Source organism: Deinococcus sp. NW-56, assembly GCF_002953415.1.
GTDB lineage: Bacteria > Deinococcota > Deinococci > Deinococcales > Deinococcaceae > Deinococcus.
The window spans coordinates 420,354-439,034 of record NZ_CP026516.1; the positions used below are offsets into that span (position 1 = coordinate 420,354).

General features: G+C 69.6%; 17 protein-coding genes, 2 tRNA genes and 1 other RNA gene. 6 read left to right on the forward strand and 14 right to left on the reverse strand.

Annotation, left to right across the window (positions count from 1 at the left end; genetic code table 11):
• Positions 1 to 65: 65 nt before the first annotated feature.
• The 3 genes from C3K08_RS02240 to C3K08_RS02260 all read right to left on the reverse strand — a co-directional run bounded on the left by C3K08_RS02240 (position 66) and on the right by C3K08_RS02260 (position 3,240).
• A complete protein-coding gene (locus C3K08_RS02240) occupies positions 66 to 698 on the reverse strand; it encodes a lysophospholipid acyltransferase family protein (RefSeq protein ID WP_369848403.1) in 633 nt (210 codons plus the stop codon).
• A gap of 37 nt (positions 699 to 735) precedes the next feature.
• A complete protein-coding gene (gene thyX, locus C3K08_RS17790; RefSeq protein ID WP_234009132.1) occupies positions 736 to 2,679 on the reverse strand; it encodes an FAD-dependent thymidylate synthase in 1,944 nt (647 codons plus the stop codon).
• Between the two features lie 90 nt (positions 2,680 to 2,769).
• A complete protein-coding gene (locus C3K08_RS02260; RefSeq protein ID WP_104989854.1) occupies positions 2,770 to 3,240 on the reverse strand; it encodes an EVE domain-containing protein in 471 nt (156 codons plus the stop codon).
• Positions 3,241 to 3,313: 73 nt separating this feature from the next.
• Here C3K08_RS02260 and C3K08_RS02265 point away from each other — a divergent pair, with 73 nt between their 5' ends.
• Together C3K08_RS02265 and C3K08_RS02270 are read left to right on the forward strand one after the other, a co-directional pair.
• Positions 3,314 to 4,399, forward strand: a complete 1,086-nt coding sequence (locus C3K08_RS02265; protein ID WP_104989855.1) for a S1C family serine protease — start codon at positions 3,314 to 3,316, stop codon at positions 4,397 to 4,399.
• Between the two features lie 81 nt (positions 4,400 to 4,480).
• Complete coding sequence (locus tag C3K08_RS02270) at positions 4,481 to 4,696, forward strand: hypothetical protein (protein WP_104989856.1); 216 nt, start codon at positions 4,481 to 4,483, stop codon at positions 4,694 to 4,696.
• Positions 4,697 to 4,763: 67 nt separating this feature from the next.
• On the opposite strand, the gene C3K08_RS02275 is transcribed toward C3K08_RS02270, so the two are convergent.
• The 3 genes from C3K08_RS02275 to C3K08_RS02285 are packed head-to-tail and all read right to left on the reverse strand — an operon-like array spanning position 4,764 to position 6,876.
• Positions 4,764 to 5,654: an aldose 1-epimerase gene (locus tag C3K08_RS02275; RefSeq protein WP_234009133.1), complete on the reverse strand. Its 891-nt coding sequence runs from the start codon at positions 5,652 to 5,654 to the stop codon at positions 4,764 to 4,766.
• Entirely contained in the window at positions 5,651 to 6,367 is a 717-nt protein-coding gene (rlmB, locus tag C3K08_RS02280; RefSeq protein WP_104989857.1) for a 23S rRNA (guanosine(2251)-2'-O)-methyltransferase RlmB, read from the reverse strand. The genes C3K08_RS02275 and rlmB overlap by 4 nt, the downstream gene beginning before the upstream one ends.
• Positions 6,368 to 6,402: 35 nt before the next feature.
• Complete coding sequence (locus tag C3K08_RS02285) at positions 6,403 to 6,876, reverse strand: DUF3197 domain-containing protein (RefSeq protein WP_104989858.1); 474 nt, start codon at positions 6,874 to 6,876, stop codon at positions 6,403 to 6,405.
• Between the two features lie 200 nt (positions 6,877 to 7,076).
• Between C3K08_RS02285 and C3K08_RS02290 the strand changes: the two genes are divergently transcribed.
• Genes C3K08_RS02290 through C3K08_RS02300 form a run of 3 tightly spaced genes read left to right on the forward strand, consistent with a single transcriptional unit; the run spans position 7,077 to position 9,100 of the window.
• Entirely contained in the window at positions 7,077 to 7,775 is a 699-nt protein-coding gene (locus C3K08_RS02290) for a S4 domain-containing protein (protein ID WP_199776968.1), read from the forward strand.
• Between the two features lie 13 nt (positions 7,776 to 7,788).
• On the forward strand, positions 7,789 to 8,805 hold the full coding sequence (zapE, locus tag C3K08_RS02295; RefSeq protein ID WP_104989859.1) for a cell division protein ZapE: 1,017 nt from the start codon (positions 7,789 to 7,791) through the stop codon (positions 8,803 to 8,805).
• A gap of 46 nt (positions 8,806 to 8,851) precedes the next feature.
• Complete coding sequence (locus tag C3K08_RS02300; protein ID WP_104989860.1) at positions 8,852 to 9,100, forward strand: hypothetical protein; 249 nt, start codon at positions 8,852 to 8,854, stop codon at positions 9,098 to 9,100.
• Between the two features lie 45 nt (positions 9,101 to 9,145).
• Here the strand turns inward: C3K08_RS02300 and C3K08_RS02305 are convergent.
• From C3K08_RS02305 to C3K08_RS02340, 8 genes are all read right to left on the reverse strand, one after another.
• Positions 9,146 to 9,230, reverse strand: a tRNA-Leu gene (locus C3K08_RS02305).
• Positions 9,231 to 9,287: 57 nt separating this feature from the next.
• Positions 9,288 to 9,635, reverse strand: a transfer-messenger RNA (tmRNA) gene (gene ssrA / locus C3K08_RS02310).
• Positions 9,636 to 9,742: 107 nt separating this feature from the next.
• Entirely contained in the window at positions 9,743 to 11,914 is a 2,172-nt protein-coding gene (rfbD, locus tag C3K08_RS02315; RefSeq protein WP_104989861.1) for a dTDP-4-dehydrorhamnose reductase, read from the reverse strand.
• 273 nt (positions 11,915 to 12,187) lie between these two features.
• Entirely contained in the window at positions 12,188 to 13,111 is a 924-nt protein-coding gene (locus C3K08_RS02320) for an endonuclease/exonuclease/phosphatase family protein (RefSeq protein ID WP_104989862.1), read from the reverse strand.
• A 92-nt stretch (positions 13,112 to 13,203) separates the two neighbouring features.
• Positions 13,204 to 14,265, reverse strand: a complete 1,062-nt coding sequence (locus C3K08_RS02325; protein WP_104989863.1) for a spore photoproduct lyase family protein — start codon at positions 14,263 to 14,265, stop codon at positions 13,204 to 13,206.
• A gap of 108 nt (positions 14,266 to 14,373) precedes the next feature.
• The gene (gene hflX / locus C3K08_RS02330) at positions 14,374 to 16,083 is read right to left on the reverse strand and encodes a GTPase HflX (protein ID WP_199776969.1); all 1,710 of its coding nucleotides are present in this window, start codon (positions 16,081 to 16,083) and stop codon (positions 14,374 to 14,376) included.
• Positions 16,084 to 16,305: 222 nt separating this feature from the next.
• Positions 16,306 to 17,223: an aminoglycoside phosphotransferase family protein gene (locus tag C3K08_RS02335; protein WP_104989864.1), complete on the reverse strand. Its 918-nt coding sequence runs from the start codon at positions 17,221 to 17,223 to the stop codon at positions 16,306 to 16,308.
• Positions 17,224 to 17,321: 98 nt separating this feature from the next.
• Positions 17,322 to 17,411 (reverse strand) — tRNA-Ser (locus C3K08_RS02340).
• A 124-nt stretch (positions 17,412 to 17,535) separates the two neighbouring features.
• On the opposite strand from C3K08_RS02340, the gene C3K08_RS02345 reads away from it, so the two are divergent.
• Positions 17,536 to 18,546 (forward strand): hypothetical protein, encoded by a 1,011-nt coding sequence (locus C3K08_RS02345; RefSeq protein ID WP_104989865.1) that lies wholly within the window; start codon positions 17,536 to 17,538, stop codon positions 18,544 to 18,546.
• Positions 18,547 to 18,681: the final 135 nt, after the last annotated feature.

Here is an 18,681-nt window from a genome sequence, read left to right on the forward strand (position 1 = left end):
GGCATCCTCTCCCTCCTGTTCTGATCTGAGAATTGTGGTACAGGAGAGAGTCTATACGCCCCGCGTTACGGCCGCGTCACACTGTCGGGAGCCGTCCGGTCGCCCCGGCGCAGGGGCACGACCGGCCCCATGTTCGCGGGCGTGTGGGCCTGTACTCCCTCCAGCAATGCAGCGATCTGCCGGAAGTCGGCGTCGATGTCCCCGGTGGGCATCACGTAGCCCACCACGCCCACCCGTTTGCGCCCCCAGTCGAAGACCGTCACGCCGATGGGCACGCCCGCCTCCAGCGCCATGTAGTAGAAGCCGGTTTTCCAGCCCTCGGTGCGGACGCGGGTGCCCTCGGGGGCGACGGCGACCATGATCTCGGGTTCGCGGCGAATGATGTCCACCACCCCGTCCACGAAGTTGCCCCCCGCGCGGCGGCGGTCCACCGGCAGGCCGCCCCAGGCCCGCATCAGCCACCCCAGCGGCGGCCGGAAAAGGCTGTGCTTGGCGACCCAGTGCGCCGGAACGCCCGTGGCCCAGCGCCAGCCGATGCCCGGCCAGAAATCCGCGTTGGAGGTGTGGGGCGCCACCGCCCCCACGAACTTCGGCCCCGGCGGGGGGGCGAGCACGGGCGTCCATCCGGTCAGCCGCAGTGCGAGCGTGGCGAGGCGGGAAGCGAGGGTGGGACGGCGGTTCATCCAGGTGACGGGCACCCGAAAAGTTTACGGTGCCCCGGCCAGGGGCCTGGGGTCAGACGTGCAGCTCGCGCCACTCCCGGAACGTCACGGGAAAGAGCGGCTCGGCAAGTTCTGCCATCGCCCGCGCGTAGAGGCGGGTCTCGTACTGCGCCCCCTCATGGTCGCGCAGGCCGAGGAAATGCAGCAATGAACGGACATTGAAGGTGTAATACGACTCGGTATACAGCGACAGCGGCAGCACACCCCGCGCCTGCTCGCGCGTCACGCCAAGGCGCAGCAGCTCCTGGTAGGCCCCGAACGCCTGCCGCCACGCCTCCGCCCAGACCGCCGCCGCCGCCGCCTGGTCGAGCGTGCCGTCGTCCTCCACGCTGGCCTGCCGGTTCGACGGTGCCTGCTTGCGGAAGGAAGTCGGGGTGAAGTTGCGCTCCTGCATCTCGACGTAGCGGCCAGAGATTTCGTTCTTGCTGTTATGAACGACGATGCCATTGGCGACGAAGTTCTGCCAGTCGCCCGCGACTTCCAGGTCGTAGGTGGGTTGAATGCCCAGATACTCCACTTTCACGACCTTGACCGGGTGCGCCTTGAGTTTTCTTCCCCTCGGCTTAGGCCGTTCGCCATTCAGGATGACATCGGGATTAAGTTGCCGGGCAAAAGCCAGCTCACTGGCCTGCGAACGGTGAATGTTGCGGTGGCAGTCCGCGCAGACCGTCACCAGATTGTCAAACGACAGCGCCAGAGAACGGTCGGCCCAGACGGGGACGATGTGATGGGCATGCAGTTCGGGTCTCCGTTCCCCGCAGCTCTGACAGGTGAACTGGAATTTCTCGTGGACCCGCCTGGACTGTTCCCAGGTCCAGCGGTTGATGTTGGCCCGTTCGCTGCTCACTCCTCCCTTCCAGAAGTTGCTGCGCTCCCCACTGCGGGCTGCACGAATGGCGGCGCGGTGTTCCTCGGTGAATACGCGGGGCGCACGGTAGCCGCTCTTTCCCCTGTTCCAGGGCGTGTGGCCTGAAGGAAAGGCTCTCTCTTCATGGGCGAACTGAAGCCCGTGGACCTTAAGCCACTTGCGGATGGTGTGGTAGCTGCACCCAGCCTCGTCCGCGATCTGCTGAACGCTTCTGCCCTGCGCCCGTTGGGCTGCCATCCATTCGCGGTCCCGGTAAACGTCTAACCCGTTGACCATGAAAAAAGCCTCACGGCTCATCGTCGCCGTCTTTCCCTGAATTTCCAGCCCCAGCGCCTCACCCATCGTCTGCCAGCCCTGCGAGGTCAGGACCCGGTGGTGGGGGGTCATGGTCAAGGCTTTGCCATCGGCCAGCATCACGCGGTAGACCGGCTGCTCGCCCTGGTACATCACGTCCGCGATGTGCCCGGTAGTAAAGAGTCCCGTGTCCTCGTTCAGGACCCGGAGCCGCATGTTTCGAATGCGCTTGCGGCTGTTGCGATGACCCACGATATGGCCGCTGACGTATCGCTTGACGGTATTGCGTGAGAGTCCAGAGGCCCGGATTGCCTCAGCCAACGCCCCATAACGCCCGTCTGCCTCACGAAGAACCCCGAGGGCCGTGGCGACCTGAGCGGGGGGAGCGGTTAAGCTGTGGGCCTCGCCCTGGGTCCACATCCGGTAGAGTTCCGCGACCGTTTTTCTGAGCTTGGGCACAGTCTCGCCGTTGGTATTCACAAACGTCACCACGGCGTCCCCCGTCAGACACGTTCCGACCCGGTGCCGCACCATCTGCCGGTCCACGAAGATGGGGCACACCACCTTGAAGGTAATCAGATTATGCTCGAAGGGACTGCCATGCTGGTGCCGCAGCAGGTACCGAATCAACTTCTCGTCGCGGTCGTTCAGCGGGGCGTCCGAGTCGCCGCCGAAGGAGACGCGTGCGGCGTTCACGATCATCTTGTCGTCCCCGACGTGCTGCACGAGGGCCACGGAGCCGATGCCGTCGCCCAACGGGAAGAGGGTGGGGGAGAGAGCGGCGGGAGTGGTCATCGGGGGTCAGAGTAAGGCAAGCACGGCGCCGGAAGTTTAGACACGTTCAGCCAGCGCGTCAGCTGGGGCGGTTGTGCCTCTTGCCATGGATCAAAGGAGAGCGTCATGGTCTATCCCCACTGCCCGCAGCGCTGCATGGAACTGCTCGGGCGTCACCGGCAGCACGCTCAGGCGGCTGCCCTTCCGTGTGAGAGGCGAATCGTACCACTCGGGGAGGGTCCGCAGGGTGTCCAGGGTCAGGAGTGCGGGCAGAGCGAGGACCGGGGCCACGTCCACCATGCTCCAGCGTGGATGTTCCTGGGTGGAGGCCGGGTCGAAATACTCGCTCGCCGGGTCGAATTGCAGGTCATCCGGGTACGCTTCCCGCACCACCTGCGCCACGCCCGCCACCCCGGTCGGCTTGGCGTTGGAGTGATAGAAGAGGCAGAGGTCATCCTCCCGCATCTGCCGCAGGAAGTTGCGGGCCTGGTAGTTCCGCACCCCGTTCCACGCCTCGCGCCCCACCCGCACGAGGTCCGCGTAGCTGAACACGTCGGGTTCGGATTTGATCAGCCAGGGCATCGGCGGGCAGGCTAGCGCCCCTTCCGTACCCCTCGCCACCCTGCCCCGGCGCGGGGCGCTCTACCATAGTCCCGTGCGCCCCCTGCCCTGGCTTCCCGTGCTGCTGCTGCTCGCGCTGGCGGCCTACCTGCTGCCGGGGTGGTCGCCCCGCCTGGAGGCTGGGTCGCCGACGCCCCCCGCCGTCTCGCAAACGCTCCCGAACGAGCTGCCCACCAACACCAGCGACCTCTTCCAGGCCACCCGCCCGGCGGTCGTGCAGGTCGAGAGCCTGAACACCCGCACCCGCGAGGCGGGGCTGGGCACCGGCTTCTTCATCTCGGAGGGCGGGCAGGTGATGACCGCCTACCACGTCGTCTCGACCGGGCAACTGTTCCGGGTCCGCACGCTGGAGGGCCGCACCTACCGCGCCCGCGTGACCGCCTACGACGCGGCGGCCGACGTGGCGCTGATGCAGGTCGAGGGCCGCACGCCCGGCGTTCCCTTCCTGCCGCTCGCGGGGGCCGAGCCACGGGTGGGGCAGGAGGTGCTCGCCATCGGCAACAGCGGCGGCGACTTCCTGCAACCGCGCCGGGGCGTGCTGCTGCGGCTGGGGGCCGAAGCGGGCCGCGCCGACTTCCCGCAGGGCACGCTGGAGATGTCCGCGCCCCTCGCGCCCGGCGACAGCGGCGGCCCCATCCTCGACGGCACTGGGGAGGTCATCGGGGTCGTGAGCTTTATCCGCCTCGACGAGAGCAACCAGACGCGGGCCTCCTACGCGGTGCCCGTTACCCAGGACAGCCCGCTGGTGCGGGCGCTGCTGGCTGGAGAGCAGCGGGACGTGCCGGTGGTGGGGCTGGTGCTCGACGTCGTCCACAGTGGCCTGACCGACCCGCCCGGTGCGGTGATCCGGCGCGTGGCCTCGGGCAGCCCGGCTCAGGAGGCGGGGCTGCGCGGTGCCCGCTTCGACGCGGACGGCAACCTGCTTGACCTCGGGGACGTGATTCTTAGCGTGAATGGCCGCCGGGTGCGCGACGCCAACGAGTTCATCCGCACCGTGCGGGGGGACGCGACCATCGGGGACACCATTCGCGTGGGTTATCTGCGCGGCGGAGAGGAACGCGAGGCCACCCTCACCCTGGTGGGGGCGCGGGCGCTGACGGATCTGAACAGTGACGAGTGAGCGCGGGCATGCGCCGAGCATGAACCCGGCGTCACCGTCCGCTGGTCCAGCGCCTCACCCGCCCGGCGCAGACTGAATCCCATGTCGCGTGCCTTTGTCAAAGAAGACGGCGGCGAGCGCTGGACGCCGCCCACCCACCCCCACACCTACCGCGTGCTGTGGCACGGCCCCGGCGGGCCGGAAGTCGTGTACGAGACTGACGATCTCCTAGGCGCCCTGCGCTGGCTCGCCGCCCGCGAGCGCCCCGGCTTCGAGCTGCGGGACCGGGCGGGAGCGCTCCTGGCGACGGCGGCCTGACGCCGACCTACAAAGAAGGTGGGAGACTTTCCTCGCGTCTCCCACCTGCTGCTGCTCCTGTGGGCCGCTACCAGTCGCCTTCCAGCGTCAGCCGCACCGTCCCTGCCAGCGTCTGCCCCGGCACCAGTGTTTTGAGGTCCGTGCCGCCCACCCCCTGAGCGGCGAGGTTCAACGCATTCGTCGCGTGCGAGACAGGTTCTAGGGCGAGGCTGCCGTCGGGTGCGGTGAAGACGGTCAGGTGCGAATACACCGGGTCGGCGGTCAGCACGAGTGCCCGCGTGCCCCAGTCCAGCCGCAGCACGCCGTCCCAGGCGGTATAGACCCGGTCGAAGGAGCGCTCGCCCACGGCAGCGGGCACCCGGAAGTCCTCCTCCGGGCGCAGGGGACGGGCGGGGCCAGTCGGCAGCATCTGCCCGTCCGTGTCGTAGGTCAGCGCCGCGTCGAAGGCCAGGGTGGGGTCCACTCCGTCCCCCCTGCGGGCGAAGTAGGGGTGCAGGCCCAGTCCGGCGGGCATCTCGCGGGTATCGGCGTTCGTCAGGCTGACCGTGGTGTCGAGGTGGGGTCCATGCAGGCGGTACTCCACCAGGGCGGTGAAAGCCCACGGCCAGTTCATGTCCGCGAAGTCGCGGCTGTCGAAGGTGGCCCGCAGGTGCGCGTCCGTCACCCGCTCCACCTGCCAGGGCCGGTTGCGCACGTCGCCGTGCTGGGCGAGGCCGCCTTTGGTCGTGGGGCGGAGCTGCACTTCCTCGCTGCCGAAGGGAAACCGCGCCCCGGCAATCCGGTTGGCATAGGGAATCATGATGAAGCTGGCCGTCTGGCTGCTCGTCTCCACCTTCGCGGGGTCCACCGCCCGCAGGACCGGACGCCCGGAGGCCGAGCGCAGCCCCAGCACGCTCGCGCCGAGGTCCGGCAGCACCTCCAGCGTGAGGCGCTCGCCCGCGAGGGTTTCGGTCCTCACCCCTCGCTCCGCGCCCGCGCCGCCTCGTACAGCAGGATGCCCGCCGCGACCGAGGCATTGAGGCTCTGGACCTGCCCGCGCGTGGGAATCCGCACCAGCGCGTCGCACTTCTCGCGCACGAGGCGGCGCAATCCCTCGCCCTCCGCGCCGATCACCAGAGCGACCGGGCCGCGCAGGTCGAGGCGGCCCACGTCCTGCGCGGCCTCGCCCGCCGCCCCGTAGACCCACACGCCCTGTTCCTTGAGGCGGTCGATCAGGCGGGGCAGGTTCTTCGTCTGCGCGACCGGGAGGTAGCTCGTGGCTCCTGCGGCCGTCTTGGCGACCACGGGCGAGAGCGGAGCGCTGCGGCGTTCCTCCACCGCGACCCCGTGGGCGCCGAGCACCTCCGCCGAGCGGATGATCGCCCCGAAGTTGCGGGGGTCGGTGATGCCGTCGAGCAGCACGATCAACAGGTCCTCGCCCCGGTCCCCCGCCCGGTCCAGAATGTCCTCCAGGCTGGCCCAGGCGAGGTCTTCCACCTCCGCGAGGATGCCCTGATGCTGGGTCGTGCCCGCGAGCTGGTCGAGTTCGATGCGCGGGGCGAAGCGCACTCGCACGTCATAGTTCTTGACCTCGCGCACGAACGCCTCTTCGACCCCCCGCGCGAGCAGCACCTCACTGACCCGCCCGTCGCGCAGGGCTTCGAGCACCGGATTCCGTCCGTACAGCAACATGGGGGCAGTCTAGCGGCGGGGGCGTCCCCCGGTCCTCAGCCCCGTGGGGTCGTGACGGGGGCCTCGGCGTCCTGCCACTCCTCGGGCTGGTGGCGGGGCAGGGCGGTGTAGATGCGCGGGTCACTGGGATTGCTCGCGGCGATCAGGCGGGCGACCTCCTCCGCGTCGGGTTCGGCGAGCACGCGCACGAAGTCGGACGGGTTGAGCACCGCCTCGCGTACGGGCCAGCCCCGCGCCTGCGTCCACTCCACGAGTTCGGCCAGCGCCCCCGCCCCCGCCGGGCCATACGCCGGGCCGTAGGCGGGGACGGTGACCACGACTTCGTCCCCGCGCGTGATCAGGGCCGCGTAGCGCGAGGCGTCGCGCACCCCCTGCCAGTCGGCGATCAGGTACAGGGTGGCGGGACCGTCCGCGCCCCCCCGACCCTCCGCAGCGCCGAGCAGGTCCATCAGCTCGCGGTGGGTTTCCAGCGGGGCACCGGGCAGGCCGAGCGGTTCGAGGACTCGCATGGGGGCAGTCTACTCATACGGATTCCGGTTGGGCAGTTCGGGAACTGTTCAACCCGAGCCAACGGGCAGGGCTGCGGGGCAGAGCAAGCAGGAACACGACGGTTGCCGGAAAAGGAGTGGCTGAGTCGGCGTTCTCCCGATTCGGTCACGGATTGGACGGCAACCGTATCGCGGGGGCCGGGAGCGCTATCCTCCCCCCCATGAAGCCCAAGCTCAGTGCCCTTGTGGCCCAGGCGCGGGGCGGGCGCGTGGTCCGTACCCCGTTCGTGGACGGCGACGACATCGACCGCCGACTCCTGCAAGACGACGACGTGCGGTTTGTGATCGCGGGCGGCTTTCCGGATGCCCGCCGGGTGATCCTGACCCTGCACCCCGCCCATATCCCGGAGATGGACAGCGGCGTGACCGTGCTGCGCGTGACCCCCGGCCCTGGCCCTGCCTGGGACCTTCAGGACTTCACTGTGCACCTGCGGCGGCTGGAGCTGCCCGAGGACGCCGTGGGCGACGTGCGCGAGGAACGGGGCGGAGCCTTCCTGGTCGCCGCGACGGGCAAGGCCGCGTCGGCGCTGGAGGCCCTGACCGACCTCGGCGGGCGCGAGGTTGAGGTCGAGGAGGTCGGCGAAACGGCGGGCCGGGGGTCCAAGACCCGCGAGGTCGTCGTGCCGTCCATGCGCGTGGACGTGGTGGGCGCCAAGGGCTTCGGCGTGAGCCGCGCCTACTTCCAGCAGGGCATCGACGGCGGCAAGGTGCGGCTCAACGGTGCCCCCGCCCGCGCGAGCAGCGACATCAAGGAGGGCGACAGCCTCAGCGCCGAGGGCCTGGGCCGCATCGACTTCAAGCGGGTCGTGAACGAGACGCGCCGGGGCAACTTCAAGGTGGAGCTGGAAGTGCACCGATGAGGCGCGGCGCACCGTGATCGACCTCCTCGCCCGCCGCCCCAGCCTCAGCCCCGAGGAACTCATCGCCGACCTCTCGCCCAGCGCCCGCTTCCACGGGGTGCGTTTCGAGAACTACCGGCCCAACCCCCAGTTTCCCAGCCAGGAAGAAGCCCGGCGCTCGCTGCAACTCTTCTTGCAGGGGGCGCAGGCGCGGCCCGGCGGCTTCCGCCTCTTCCGCCGCTCCAGGCCCGAGGGCCGGGGCCTGTACCTCGACGGCGGCTTCGGGGTGGGCAAGACGCACCTGCTGGCGAGCACCTACCACGCGGCGGGGGGCACGCGGGCGCTGATGAGCTTTCAGGACCTGATGTACGTGATCGGGGCGCTGGGCATGGGCCGGGCGGTGGACGCCTTTCGCGGGCACGACCTGCTGCTCATCGACGAGTTCGAACTCGACGACCCCGGCAACACCCACATGGCGAACACCTTCCTGGGGCAACTGATGCCCGCCGGGACGAGCGTGGTCGCCACCTCCAACACCGAGCCGGGGGCGCTGGGCCAGGGGCGCTTCAACGCCTCGGACTTCCAGCGCCAGATTCAGGGCATCGCCGACCGCTTCGAGACGCACCGCATCGACGGCCCCGACTACCGCCAGCGCGGTACGGCCCCAGCGCAGCCCCTGGCCCCCGGCGAGTTCGCCGCGTGGCGGGCACGGCAACCCGAGGTGGGCCTCGCCGTGGTGAGCCACCGCGACCTGGGGCGTCTGCTGATCGACGTTCACCCCAGCCGCTTCGCCCGGCTGCTTGCGGGGGTGGAGGCCCTGGGGGTAACGGGGCTTGCGCCTATGCCCGACCAGAACGTCGCCCTGCGCTTCGTGCACTTCGTGGACAAGCTGTATGACCTCGGCCTGCGGGCGGCCTTCACCGGAGCGCCGCTGGGCAGCCTCTTTTCCGAGACCTACCGCCACGGGGCCTACGCCAAGAAGTACAGCCGCTGCCTCAGCCGCCTCTCCGAACTGCTGCACGAGGCGCGGGCGGACCTCGCCGCCGGGTAAAGGTCGCCTCATCTCCCGTCACCGCCCGCCCCGCTACGGTCAGGGCATGACCCAGGACCAGAACCGCAACTTCACGATGGTGCTGCCCGGCGGAAGCGTCCCCGCCCGTTTCGTCACCCTGCCCGACGGCACCCCCGGCGTGGAGGTGGAGGGCGTGCAGTTTCCCCACGTCACCGACGAGGTGCCCCACGGCATCAAGGGCAACACCGACGAGCAGCGCCGCGTGATCGACGGCCTGCGCCTGCGCTTCAAGATCACGTCCGAGCCGACCGTGCTCGCCTTCGACGTGGAGTAATCCGGAAAAACATGAAAAAGCCCCGCCAGGTGCGGGGTTTTCTCTTGGTGCCGAGAACGGGACTTGAACCCGTACGCTTTGCAGCGGCCGATTTTAAGTCGGATGCGTCTACCGATTCCGCCATCCCGGCAGGGGGCCTTCGCTCCGGCAGTATAGAAAAAACCCCGCCGTGCGGGGCGGGGCCGTGTGGTGGAGGTGGGCGGAGTCGAACCGCCGTCCAAAGGTCCGTTCAGTGTGCGTCTACGTGTGTATCCCGCTCTTTGATTGTCGGGTCGCAGGCCACCAGCGGGCGGGTTTCCTTTGACCGTAGTTCCATTTCGTTTCACCGTCAGCTATGGAACGTCGCCTGGGCTAGCCTTCTTTTGTTGCAGTTCGCGCCCCGCCAAAGGCCGGGCTAGGCGGTCACTGTCTCACTTAAGCAGCGAGAGCGTAGTTCTGGTTGCCAGTTAATGGCTTTGCCGTTTGTTTACGAGGCCAACGGCACCTCGACACGCAACATCACCTTCAGTTCCCCTGTCGAAACCGGGTCACCCCCAGTGCGTCGCCGGATGAACCGGCGAAGGAAAGTGTAGCAGAGGGCGTCCCACGGCACCCTGACCATTCGCACGTTCCGCCCTCATGCGGCCGTCAGCCGGGGCAGGCTCAGTCGGCCGCGAGTTCCGCCCGTTCGGGCAGCTCGGCGTGCTGTGCCCAGCGTTCCAGAGCGTCCACGAAGCTCGGCATGACCTCACCGCGCTCGCTGCTCAGGGCGCTGAACGCGGGCCGGGGCGCGGATAACCCCAGTTTGGCGGTGGGAACGCCCTGCACCAGCCCCGCGTCCAGGCCGGTCACGTCCGCCACCATGCGGGCGAAGTCGGCCCAGCTCACGGCACCGGGGTTGGCGAGATGCCAGAGGCCGCGCTCGCCGTCGATCAGCAGGTCGAGCACCGCCCGCGTGAGGTCGGGCACGTAGGTGGGCGAGACGACCTGATCGTCGGCGGCCCGCAGCACCCGCCCGGCGCCCAACTCGCGGACCACGTGCGCGGCGAAGTTGTACCCGTCCCACGGGCCGAAGAAGGCGCTCGTGCGGACGACGAGGGCTTCCGGCAGTGCCCCCAGCACCGCCTCCTCGGCGGCGCGTTTGCTGCGGCCATAGGCGTTCAGAGGGTTGGGGAGGTCCGACTCCACATAGGGTGCCCCCTTACGCCCGTCGAACACGAGGTCGGAGGAGAAGGTCACCAGCCGCACCCCGGCCCCGGCGCAGGCTTCGGCCAGCAGGCGCGGCCCCTCCACATTCTCGCGGTCGTTGCGGGGGTCACGCTCGGCATCGTCTACCCGCACGTAGCCTGCCGCGTTCAGCACCCCCCAGGGGCGGTGTTCGGCCAGCGCCCGCGCCACCGAATCCGCGTCCGCGATGTCGAGGTCCTGCCGCCGCAGCAGCCGGTAGGGGAGGCCGCGTCCCTCGCACTCGCGGGCGAGTGCCTGCCCCAGCGTGCCCGTTGCCCCGGTGATCAGGAGAGGCGCCCCGGCGGGGTCGGCTGCCCGCACCGGGCCGAACGGCGGGAAGGTCAGGCGCTCCGGCCGCTCCCACCACCCCGGCCCGGCGACCACCGGATGCGAGGGCGCCTGCCCACCGGCCAGTTCGCGGGCCAGGGTCACCAGCGCGGTGGGGCGCGGTTCGGGGGCACGGATGTCCCACAGACCGCTCTCGTAGTGCCCGTCGCGGCGGGTCAGCAGGCTGTTCCACTCCCAGGCCCCCATCGCCGCCCAGACGGTGATCGCCCGCACGTCGGCCCCCTCGGCGCGGACCTCCTGCGCGGCCTGCCACGCGCCCGCCAGCCAGCGCAGTTGCTCCTCGCGGGTGCAGCCCAGGTGGACTTCGGTGATCGCCAGGGGCAGGCCGTAGCGGGCGTGCGCTTCGCGTAATCGGTCGCCAGGGCCGCCAATGCCCTCGCCACGCACCCGCACCGCCTCCACATCGGCGTAATGGTCCCGGCCGTTGCCGCCGTGGGTGTGGGCCGGGTAGTGGCTCAGCCGCTCGTCGAGAAAGCGCTCGCTCGTCACGTACACGTTCAGGCCCAGCACGTCGGGTGGGCAGGGATTGTCGGCGAACCAGCGGACCTCGTGCTCGGGAGCGCCGATCCAGCGCAGGTAGTCCCAGATCGGGTGCCCCTCGTCCACCCGGCCCAGCAGCAGGTCGAGGCTCAGCCAGCGCCGCTCGTTCTCGAAGTCGGCCTGGTAGCGCATCCGGGGCGTGCTGTAGGTCCGGCCCAGGTCCTCAGTCTGGACCAGGCGGGCGGCTGGGTTCACCGCCCGGATCTCGCGCATCGCCAGCACCGTCGCCTGCAGCTGATGAAACAGGGCCGTCCAGAACGACCGCTCGTCCCGCGCGTGGGGGTACCAGTGGCCGTACAGCGCCGAGAAGCGGGCCGTGGTCAGGGGTTCATTGACGGGCGTATACGCGCCCAGGTGCGGATACCGCTCGGCCACCGCCCGCGCGTAGGCCTGCACCCCCTTGACGAACCCAGGGTCCAGCAGGTGCGTGTGGCGCGGCCCGCTGCCGTGGTGGACCAGCCCCACGATAGGTTCGACGCCCCGCTCGGCCAGCCGCGCGAGGCGGGTGTCGGCCCAGTGCCAGTCAGCCCGCTCGGGGCCGTGGGGGGCGGTGCGCTCCCACAGCAGCGGAAAGCGCATGGCCGTGATGCCCAGGTCGGCCAGCCGGTCAATGTCGCCTGGCCGATGATCGAAACCGCTCAGGACATTCTGATCGAGGTAATCGTTTCCCACGCGGCTGACGGTCGGCTCGACCCCCGCCCACAGTTCCAGGTTGTGCATGCATCCTCCCCCTGCTCCCGGAAGCGGGGGCCGCATTCCTTCCCGGATGACCCGCTGGGGCCAAGAATCGGTGTCTCAGGAGTGCCCCGGCGGCACTCCCCGGACAGGGAAGGCGCGGCCCCTCGCCCGGCTTGCCGAGCAAAAGACCTTCGGGCATTGTGCCCGTCAGGGAGAGGAACAACTTCTCACAAAGCGGAGGGGAGGCTTAATGCGTTTGTCAGCTCACCTGGGGATTGCCTAGAGCTTCTTGAAAGAGGCTTAAACAGAGATGACTCAGCGGTACTCCGCCAGCAGCGCCCGGTGGTCACTGCCCGACTCCGGCAGAACCCGTGTTCGCGTCGGCCTGAGGCTCCGCGCCATCAGGTGATCTATTCGCAACCACAGACTTGGAAAGGTCCACCCCGGTCCCCGCCCGGCCAGGTCATGGGCGTCCGGCCCAACCAAGCGCCGCAGTTCCCGGTAGGCCAGGCCGCGCGGCGGCGTGTTGAGGTCGCCGCCCAGCAGCAGCGGTCCCTCCGCACTCCCCGCGATGGCTGAAAGCCGCGCCACCTGCGCCGCCCGAACGTCCCGCGTCTCCCGCACCCGGTCAAAGTCGCCCCGCAGCACGCTGGACACGAGAACAGTCCCCAGATGCACGTTGAGCACCCGCACCTCCTGGCCCCGCCAGCGCACCCGCGTCTCCAGAAAGGTGCGGCGGGTGCCCGGCGCGGCGTGGTTGGTGGCCGACAGCACCGGCAGGCGCGAGAGGGTGGTTACCTCGTATCCCGTCCGCACTGCGTAGCCCGGCAGCCGGGCAAGCAGGGCCTCCCGAAAGCCGGGGCGTACGAAGTTCGTCTCCTGAAGCAGCAGCAGGTCCGCGTCCGCCGCCCGCAGCGCCGCCGCGATCTCGTCCGGGGACCCGTGCAGCCCCTGCGCCACGTTGAAGGTGACGACCCGGAGCGTGCCATCCGTCTGGGGCCGCCAGTGCAGCAGGCCCGCGCCTCCGGCGGCGAGGAGGGTTCCGGCCAGCGCAACCGCCACGCCCCGCCGTCGCCACAGCGTCCGTCCCAGCACCAGCGGCGCGGGCAGCAGCCACAACAGCGGCGGCGCGTAGGCCAGCAGCAGCGTGGGCACCGTCCGCTCCCCCACCCACTCGCCCAACGCCCAGATCAGCACGACCGTCAGCAGATACAGCCAGGCGAGGCGCGAACGAAACATGCCCGCGAGTCTGCCACGCGAGCCTTGCGAGGGCACGGCTTCCCCCTCTCCCCTGGGGAGAGGGCCTCGCAAAGCGAGGGGTGAGTGGTTCCCTAGAACGCGTACCGTACCCGGCACTCCGGCAGTTCCCGCACCAGCAACTCGGTGAAGCGGGCCACCGCCTTCCCCTTGAAGCCGTGGCGGTAGCGGATATTGTCGCCGCCGTACTGCGAGCGCTTGGCCTCCTGCCACTGCGGGGTCCACAGCAGGGATTCGGCCTTGGGGTGCCAGCCCAGGTTGACCTCGTGCAGGGCGGCGTTGTGGGTCAGGAAGATGACTTCCGCGGCGAGCTGGGCGCGGGCCTTTTCCGAAAGCGACTCCCGCACCTCGCGCAACAGCTCCGTATAGTCGGTCGTCCAGCCCTCGTAGATCACCACGGGCGAGAAGTTGAGGTGCACCTCGTAGCCCGCCTCCACAAAGTCGTTGATGGCGGCGATCCGCTCCCGAATGGGCGAGGTCCGCACGTCCAGCACGCGGGCGATGGCACGCGGCATCAGCGAGAAGCGGATGCGGGTTTTGCCCTGCGGGTCGTAGGTCAGGAGGTCGCGGTTGACGTATTTGGTCGCAAAGGACGCCTTGGCATTGGGCAGCGTCCGGTACAGCGCCACCAAGTCACGCACGTTGTCGGAGAGCAGCGCGTCCACGCTCAGGTCGCTGTTCTCCCCGATGTCGTAGACCCACAGGTGAGGGTCCACCTGATTGGGTTCGGTCTTCGGCCCCAACTTCTCGGCGTGGCGGCGCAGCGCCCGCACCGCGTCCTCCACATTCACAAAGGTCGTGATCGGGTTCGCAAATCCCTTGCGGCGGGGCACGTAGCAGTACGCGCAGCTCAGCGCACACCCGTTGGCGAGACCCGGCGCGATCCAGTCCGCGCTGCGCCCGTTCTCGCGCAGGGCGAAGGTCTTGCGGACCCCCAGCACCAGCACCTGCCGCTTGATCCGCACCCACTCGCGCACCAGTCCCGCGTTGCCGTGCAGCCCCGGAATGTTCCAGTGCGAGTCCACCAGCGTCCGCTCAGCGTCTGGAAACCGCGCCAGAATCTCCCGCCCCCGCGCGTAGTCCTCGACCCTTGGCTCCAGATAGATGTGCCGGATGTCGAGCAGTGGGCGCGTCATCCGGCTATTTGACCCCAAGCAGGCGCAGGATTCTGTAGCCTTCGCGCCCTCCCAGCGCCAAAAAAAGCCCCCAGCCACGAAGCCGGGGACCTTGGATTGCTGACCGCCCTACCGGTACTCCGCCGCCCGCTCCCGCGCTTCCTCCCGCAGGGCAAGTTCCTCGCGCTGCACCCCGGCGACCGCGTCCGCGAGGGCGTCCTTGAGGTCGGTCAGGCCCAGGGCCTTCAGGGCACTGACGGGAATGCCGCCGGTACGCTCCACCTCGCGCTCCAGCACGTCCGGGTCGGCGGCCTCGGCCTTGTTCAGGGCAACCACAGTGGGCATCTCCCGGAAGCCGAGGTCCTCCAGAATGCGGTTCACCGCGTCTAGGCGGGTGTCGGCCCCCGGCGCCGCCACGTCCACCACATGCAGCAGCACGTCGGCGTCCCCGATTTCCTCCAGCGTGGCGCGGAAGGCGCGGGCGAGGTCCTTGGGCAGGTCGCGGATAAAGCCCACGGTGTCGGTCAAGACCACTGGGCCGATGCCCTCGATGTAGCCCTGGCGACTCGTCGGGCGCAGGGTGGCGAACAGTTTGTTCTCGGCCAGCACCCGGCGCGGTTCCTCGGCCGCGTGGGTAAAGGCGTTGAGGAGGGTGGACTTGCCCGCGTTGGTGTAGCCCACGATGGACACGACGGGCACGTCGTTGCGGGCGCGGCCCTTGCGCCGTTCCTCGCGCCGCACGGCCACTCCCTCCAGTTGCTTCTCCAGAAAGGCGAGGCGGTCGTTGATGCGGCGGCGGTCCAGCTCCAGCTTGGTTTCACCGGGGCCGCGCGTGCCGATGGAGCCGCCCGCCGCGCTGCCCGCCGAGCCGCCGATACGCGAGAGGGCTGCGCCCGCGCCGAGCAGCCGGGGCTTCATGTAACGGAGCTGCGCGAGTTCCACTTGCAGCCGCGACTCGACCCCCTGCGCGTGCAGAGCGAAGATGTCGAGGATCAGTTGCGTGCGGTCCAGAATCTTCAGCCCAGTCGCCGCCTCGATCTCACGGGCCTGAGCGGGGCCGAGTTCCTGCCCGAAGATCAGCAGGTCGGCGTCGAGGTGGTAGGCCTTGCTGGTGAGTTCTTCCAGCTTGCCCGCCCCCACCAACGTCCCGGCCTTGAGGTGGCGGCGGTAGACGAGTTCCTTGTGGACGACCTCGGCCCCTGCGGTGCGGGCGAGTTCGGAGAGCTCCTCCAGCCGCTCCTCGGCGTCGAACTCGCCCTGGTCGATCTGGACGAGGATGGCCCGTTCGCGGTCCTTTTTCGCCTCGCGGGTGCGGGCGGCGCGGGCGATTTCCTCCTCCAGCGCCGACACCTGCGCTCCGAGGTCGAACTCGTCGATCTGGAAGCTGGGCACCGGGTCGAGGATGCGCCAGTCTTCTTCCTCGCCCACCGTGCCGGGCGGGGTGAGGTGCGCGGTGTGGACGAGGCCGGGCTGGCCTTCGTTGCGAACCTCGATGGCTGCCACGGCGTCGAGCCGCTTGAGGAACAGCGTGGAAAGGTCGCCCTTGCTCAGCGCCCCGCCACGCGGGTGGGTGTGCAGCAGGTGGAAGCCCGCCAGCCGGTTCTCGCCCAAACGGAGGTCGGGCAGTTCGGCTCCCTTCGCGTCGGCCACGCTGACCGAGAGCACCCGGCCCCGGCGGTCGATCAGCACGCTGATCTCGCGGCGGATATCAAACGAGAGTTCCGCGAGGTTGCGGGCGAGTTCGGGCGAGCCGACCCGCCCCGGCTCGATGCGGCGGCGGTAGAGGTTCCCGAGGGACTTCAGTTGGGCCGGGCGCAGGCCCGACGTGTTGCCAAGCACTTTATCTATGTGAGGTCACATCCTTTGCAGGGGTGAGAGGGGTGGAAAACACGCACTCCGGGCCGCGCGGTAGGCACCGGGCGGCGGGAGGGAGGCACGTTCCGGCATCACCCCAGGGTACGGCGGGGGAGCGGCGGAAAAGGTGTGCCTTTACTTCAGGAGGTTGATCATCGTGGGGCCAGGATGCCACGTGGGCCGAGGCCAGGGTATCCGCCGGGTGGCCTACCGCGTGGGAGAGTCGAGCAGCACCTGCGACAGCGCGTAGCGCGACCGCGCCACCATCGCCGGGTTGGTGTGGAGGTAATAGGGAATCTCGGCGGCGGCGATGGAGAGTGCCCACCCGCGTCCCCTCGCCCAGGTCGCCCCGTCGCAGGCCACAGCCTCGCGGAACACCGGCCGCGATTCGGCATCCAGCCAGTTCCACGCCACCGCCAGCTCGCACGCCGGGTCGCCCACCCGCAGCGCCCCGAAGTCGATCACGGCGCTGAGTCGTCCATTCTCGGCCAGCAGGTTGTCGGACTTCAGATCGCCGTGAATCCAGACGGGGGCATCGTCCCAGACCGGGACTCGGAGCGCGGCCTCCCACGCCGAGGTGAGCGCCACCCGGTCCAGATCGTCGGGCAACTGGGTGATGTTCTCGCGGGTGAAGGCGTCGCGGCTCAGGAGCGGAGCACCGCGCTCCCCGCTGATTGGGTCTGCCACCGGGCCACCTGCGGTGTCCAGCCCTTGCAGCGCCCGGATAAAGCCCGCCAGGTCCCGTGCCGCCTGTGGAGGGTCGGTCAGGTTTTCCCAGAACGCGGGTTCGCCGGGCAGCCAGCGGTATACGCCCCACGTCAGGGGGTAGCCCTCGCCTGGCTGACCCAGGGCTAGCGGCATAGGGACCCCCAGCGGGAGGTGCGGCGCGAGTCTCGGCAGCCACGCCAGCTCCTTTTCCACCTGTCCAGCCGCCTCGGGCATGCGGGGGAGGCGCACAGCGAGGTCGTCGCCCAGACGGTAAATCGCGTTGTCGCTGCCCGCCGAGGCGAACACGCGCACGGGCAGGTCTGCCCACCCCGGAAACTGGGCGGCGAGCAGGCGCCGCACCAGCCCCGTATTCGTCTCGATCTCGTCGGCGTGGAGGCGGACCGGAGCGTCTGTCATTGCAGCCCAGGGTAAGAGGTCGCCCGTTCGGACCGCGCCCGCCAAAGGGCTTACCGACCACGAAAAACGCCAACCCCTGTTCAGGGCTGGCGTTCCTTTGGCGAAGAGGGTGGGATTCGAACCCACGGTAGCCTTGCGACTACTTCGGTTTTCGAGACCGACCCATTCAACCACTCTGGCACCTCTCCGCGTGTGGCTTTCCGGCTGGGGCCGGTGGGCGACCGGGAGCATAGCACGGCAGTGGGGGGATGTGGAGGGGGGGATATCAGATTTGCGGCCCCGACGCGGCCCTCGCTGCGGCACAGTGGGCAGATGCGGCGACCTCTCCTTCTGCTTGTCAGCGTGGCGCTCTCCAGCATGGCGCTGGCGGCAACCCGTGTGCCCGGCACCTTCACCTACTACTCGGCAGCCCGCGACCCCATCACCGACGCGAATACGGGCAGCGTGGTCATCGACGAGGCCAACGACACCTCCGGCCAGACGCGCTTCGCCCTGCGCTGCGCCGACCGCGACCGCCCGGCGCTGTGGGCCACCCTGACCACCAAGAATGCCCTCCTGAGCGAGGAGGAGGCCTACGCGGGCCTCAAACCCGCCGTGACCCTCCGGCTGGGGGACGACCCCGCCGTCGTGCTGCGCGACTCGGACCTCGTGAGCGTGGTGGACACCCGCGAGAACGTGCTGACGCGCAATATCGGGCTTCAGGGGGCGGTCGTGCGGCAGATCGCCGCCGGGCTGAACGCGGGCAAGCGGCTGGTGGTGCGGGTCAACCGCCGGACCGGGGGACAGGCGCTGACCTACACCTTCCCGGCGCGGGGCTTCGATGTGGCCTGGGCAGGAGTCAACGGGTGCCAGCCCTATGGCCGGGCGACGACGGCCACGCCGCGGGCCACCACCCCAGCGACTTCGGCAGCCGGTGCCCCCAAGTTCACCGAGTGGTACTTCACGACCTGCCGCGACACGGTGAGTGGGGCCTCCCGCGCCGGGCTGGTGGCGGGGCGGGCGCACCTGTGCGACCTCGTCATCGAGACGGTGCCCAACGGGGCGCGTCCAGTCGCCGCCGAGTTCCGCTACGAGCTGGAGTACCGCGAGGGCGGGCGCACCGGCAAGCTGACCCTGCCCGGCGTGGACCGTTGGCCCTCTGCCGGGGGCACCGTGACCCGCTTTCGGCAGGAGGGGAGCCGCCTGATCTTCACCCTGCCGCTGAACGTGCGCGTCCGGGCTGAGCGGGTGTACACCAGCATCAACGTGACGGGCAAGGTGACCTTCGACAACGGCAGCGTGAAGAGCGTGTACGAGCCGCTGCCGGTGCGTCCGGGAAACTGAGCGCCAGGGCGGGCGGCGGGAAGTTGATCCCCGGCCCGCTTGCACTACAGTTGGCCCCGTGACCGTTCCGCCCGCCGCCCCCGATCCCAGCCCGCCGCCCCAGGGTCCGGCCTCGCCCGCTCCGGCTCCGGCCCC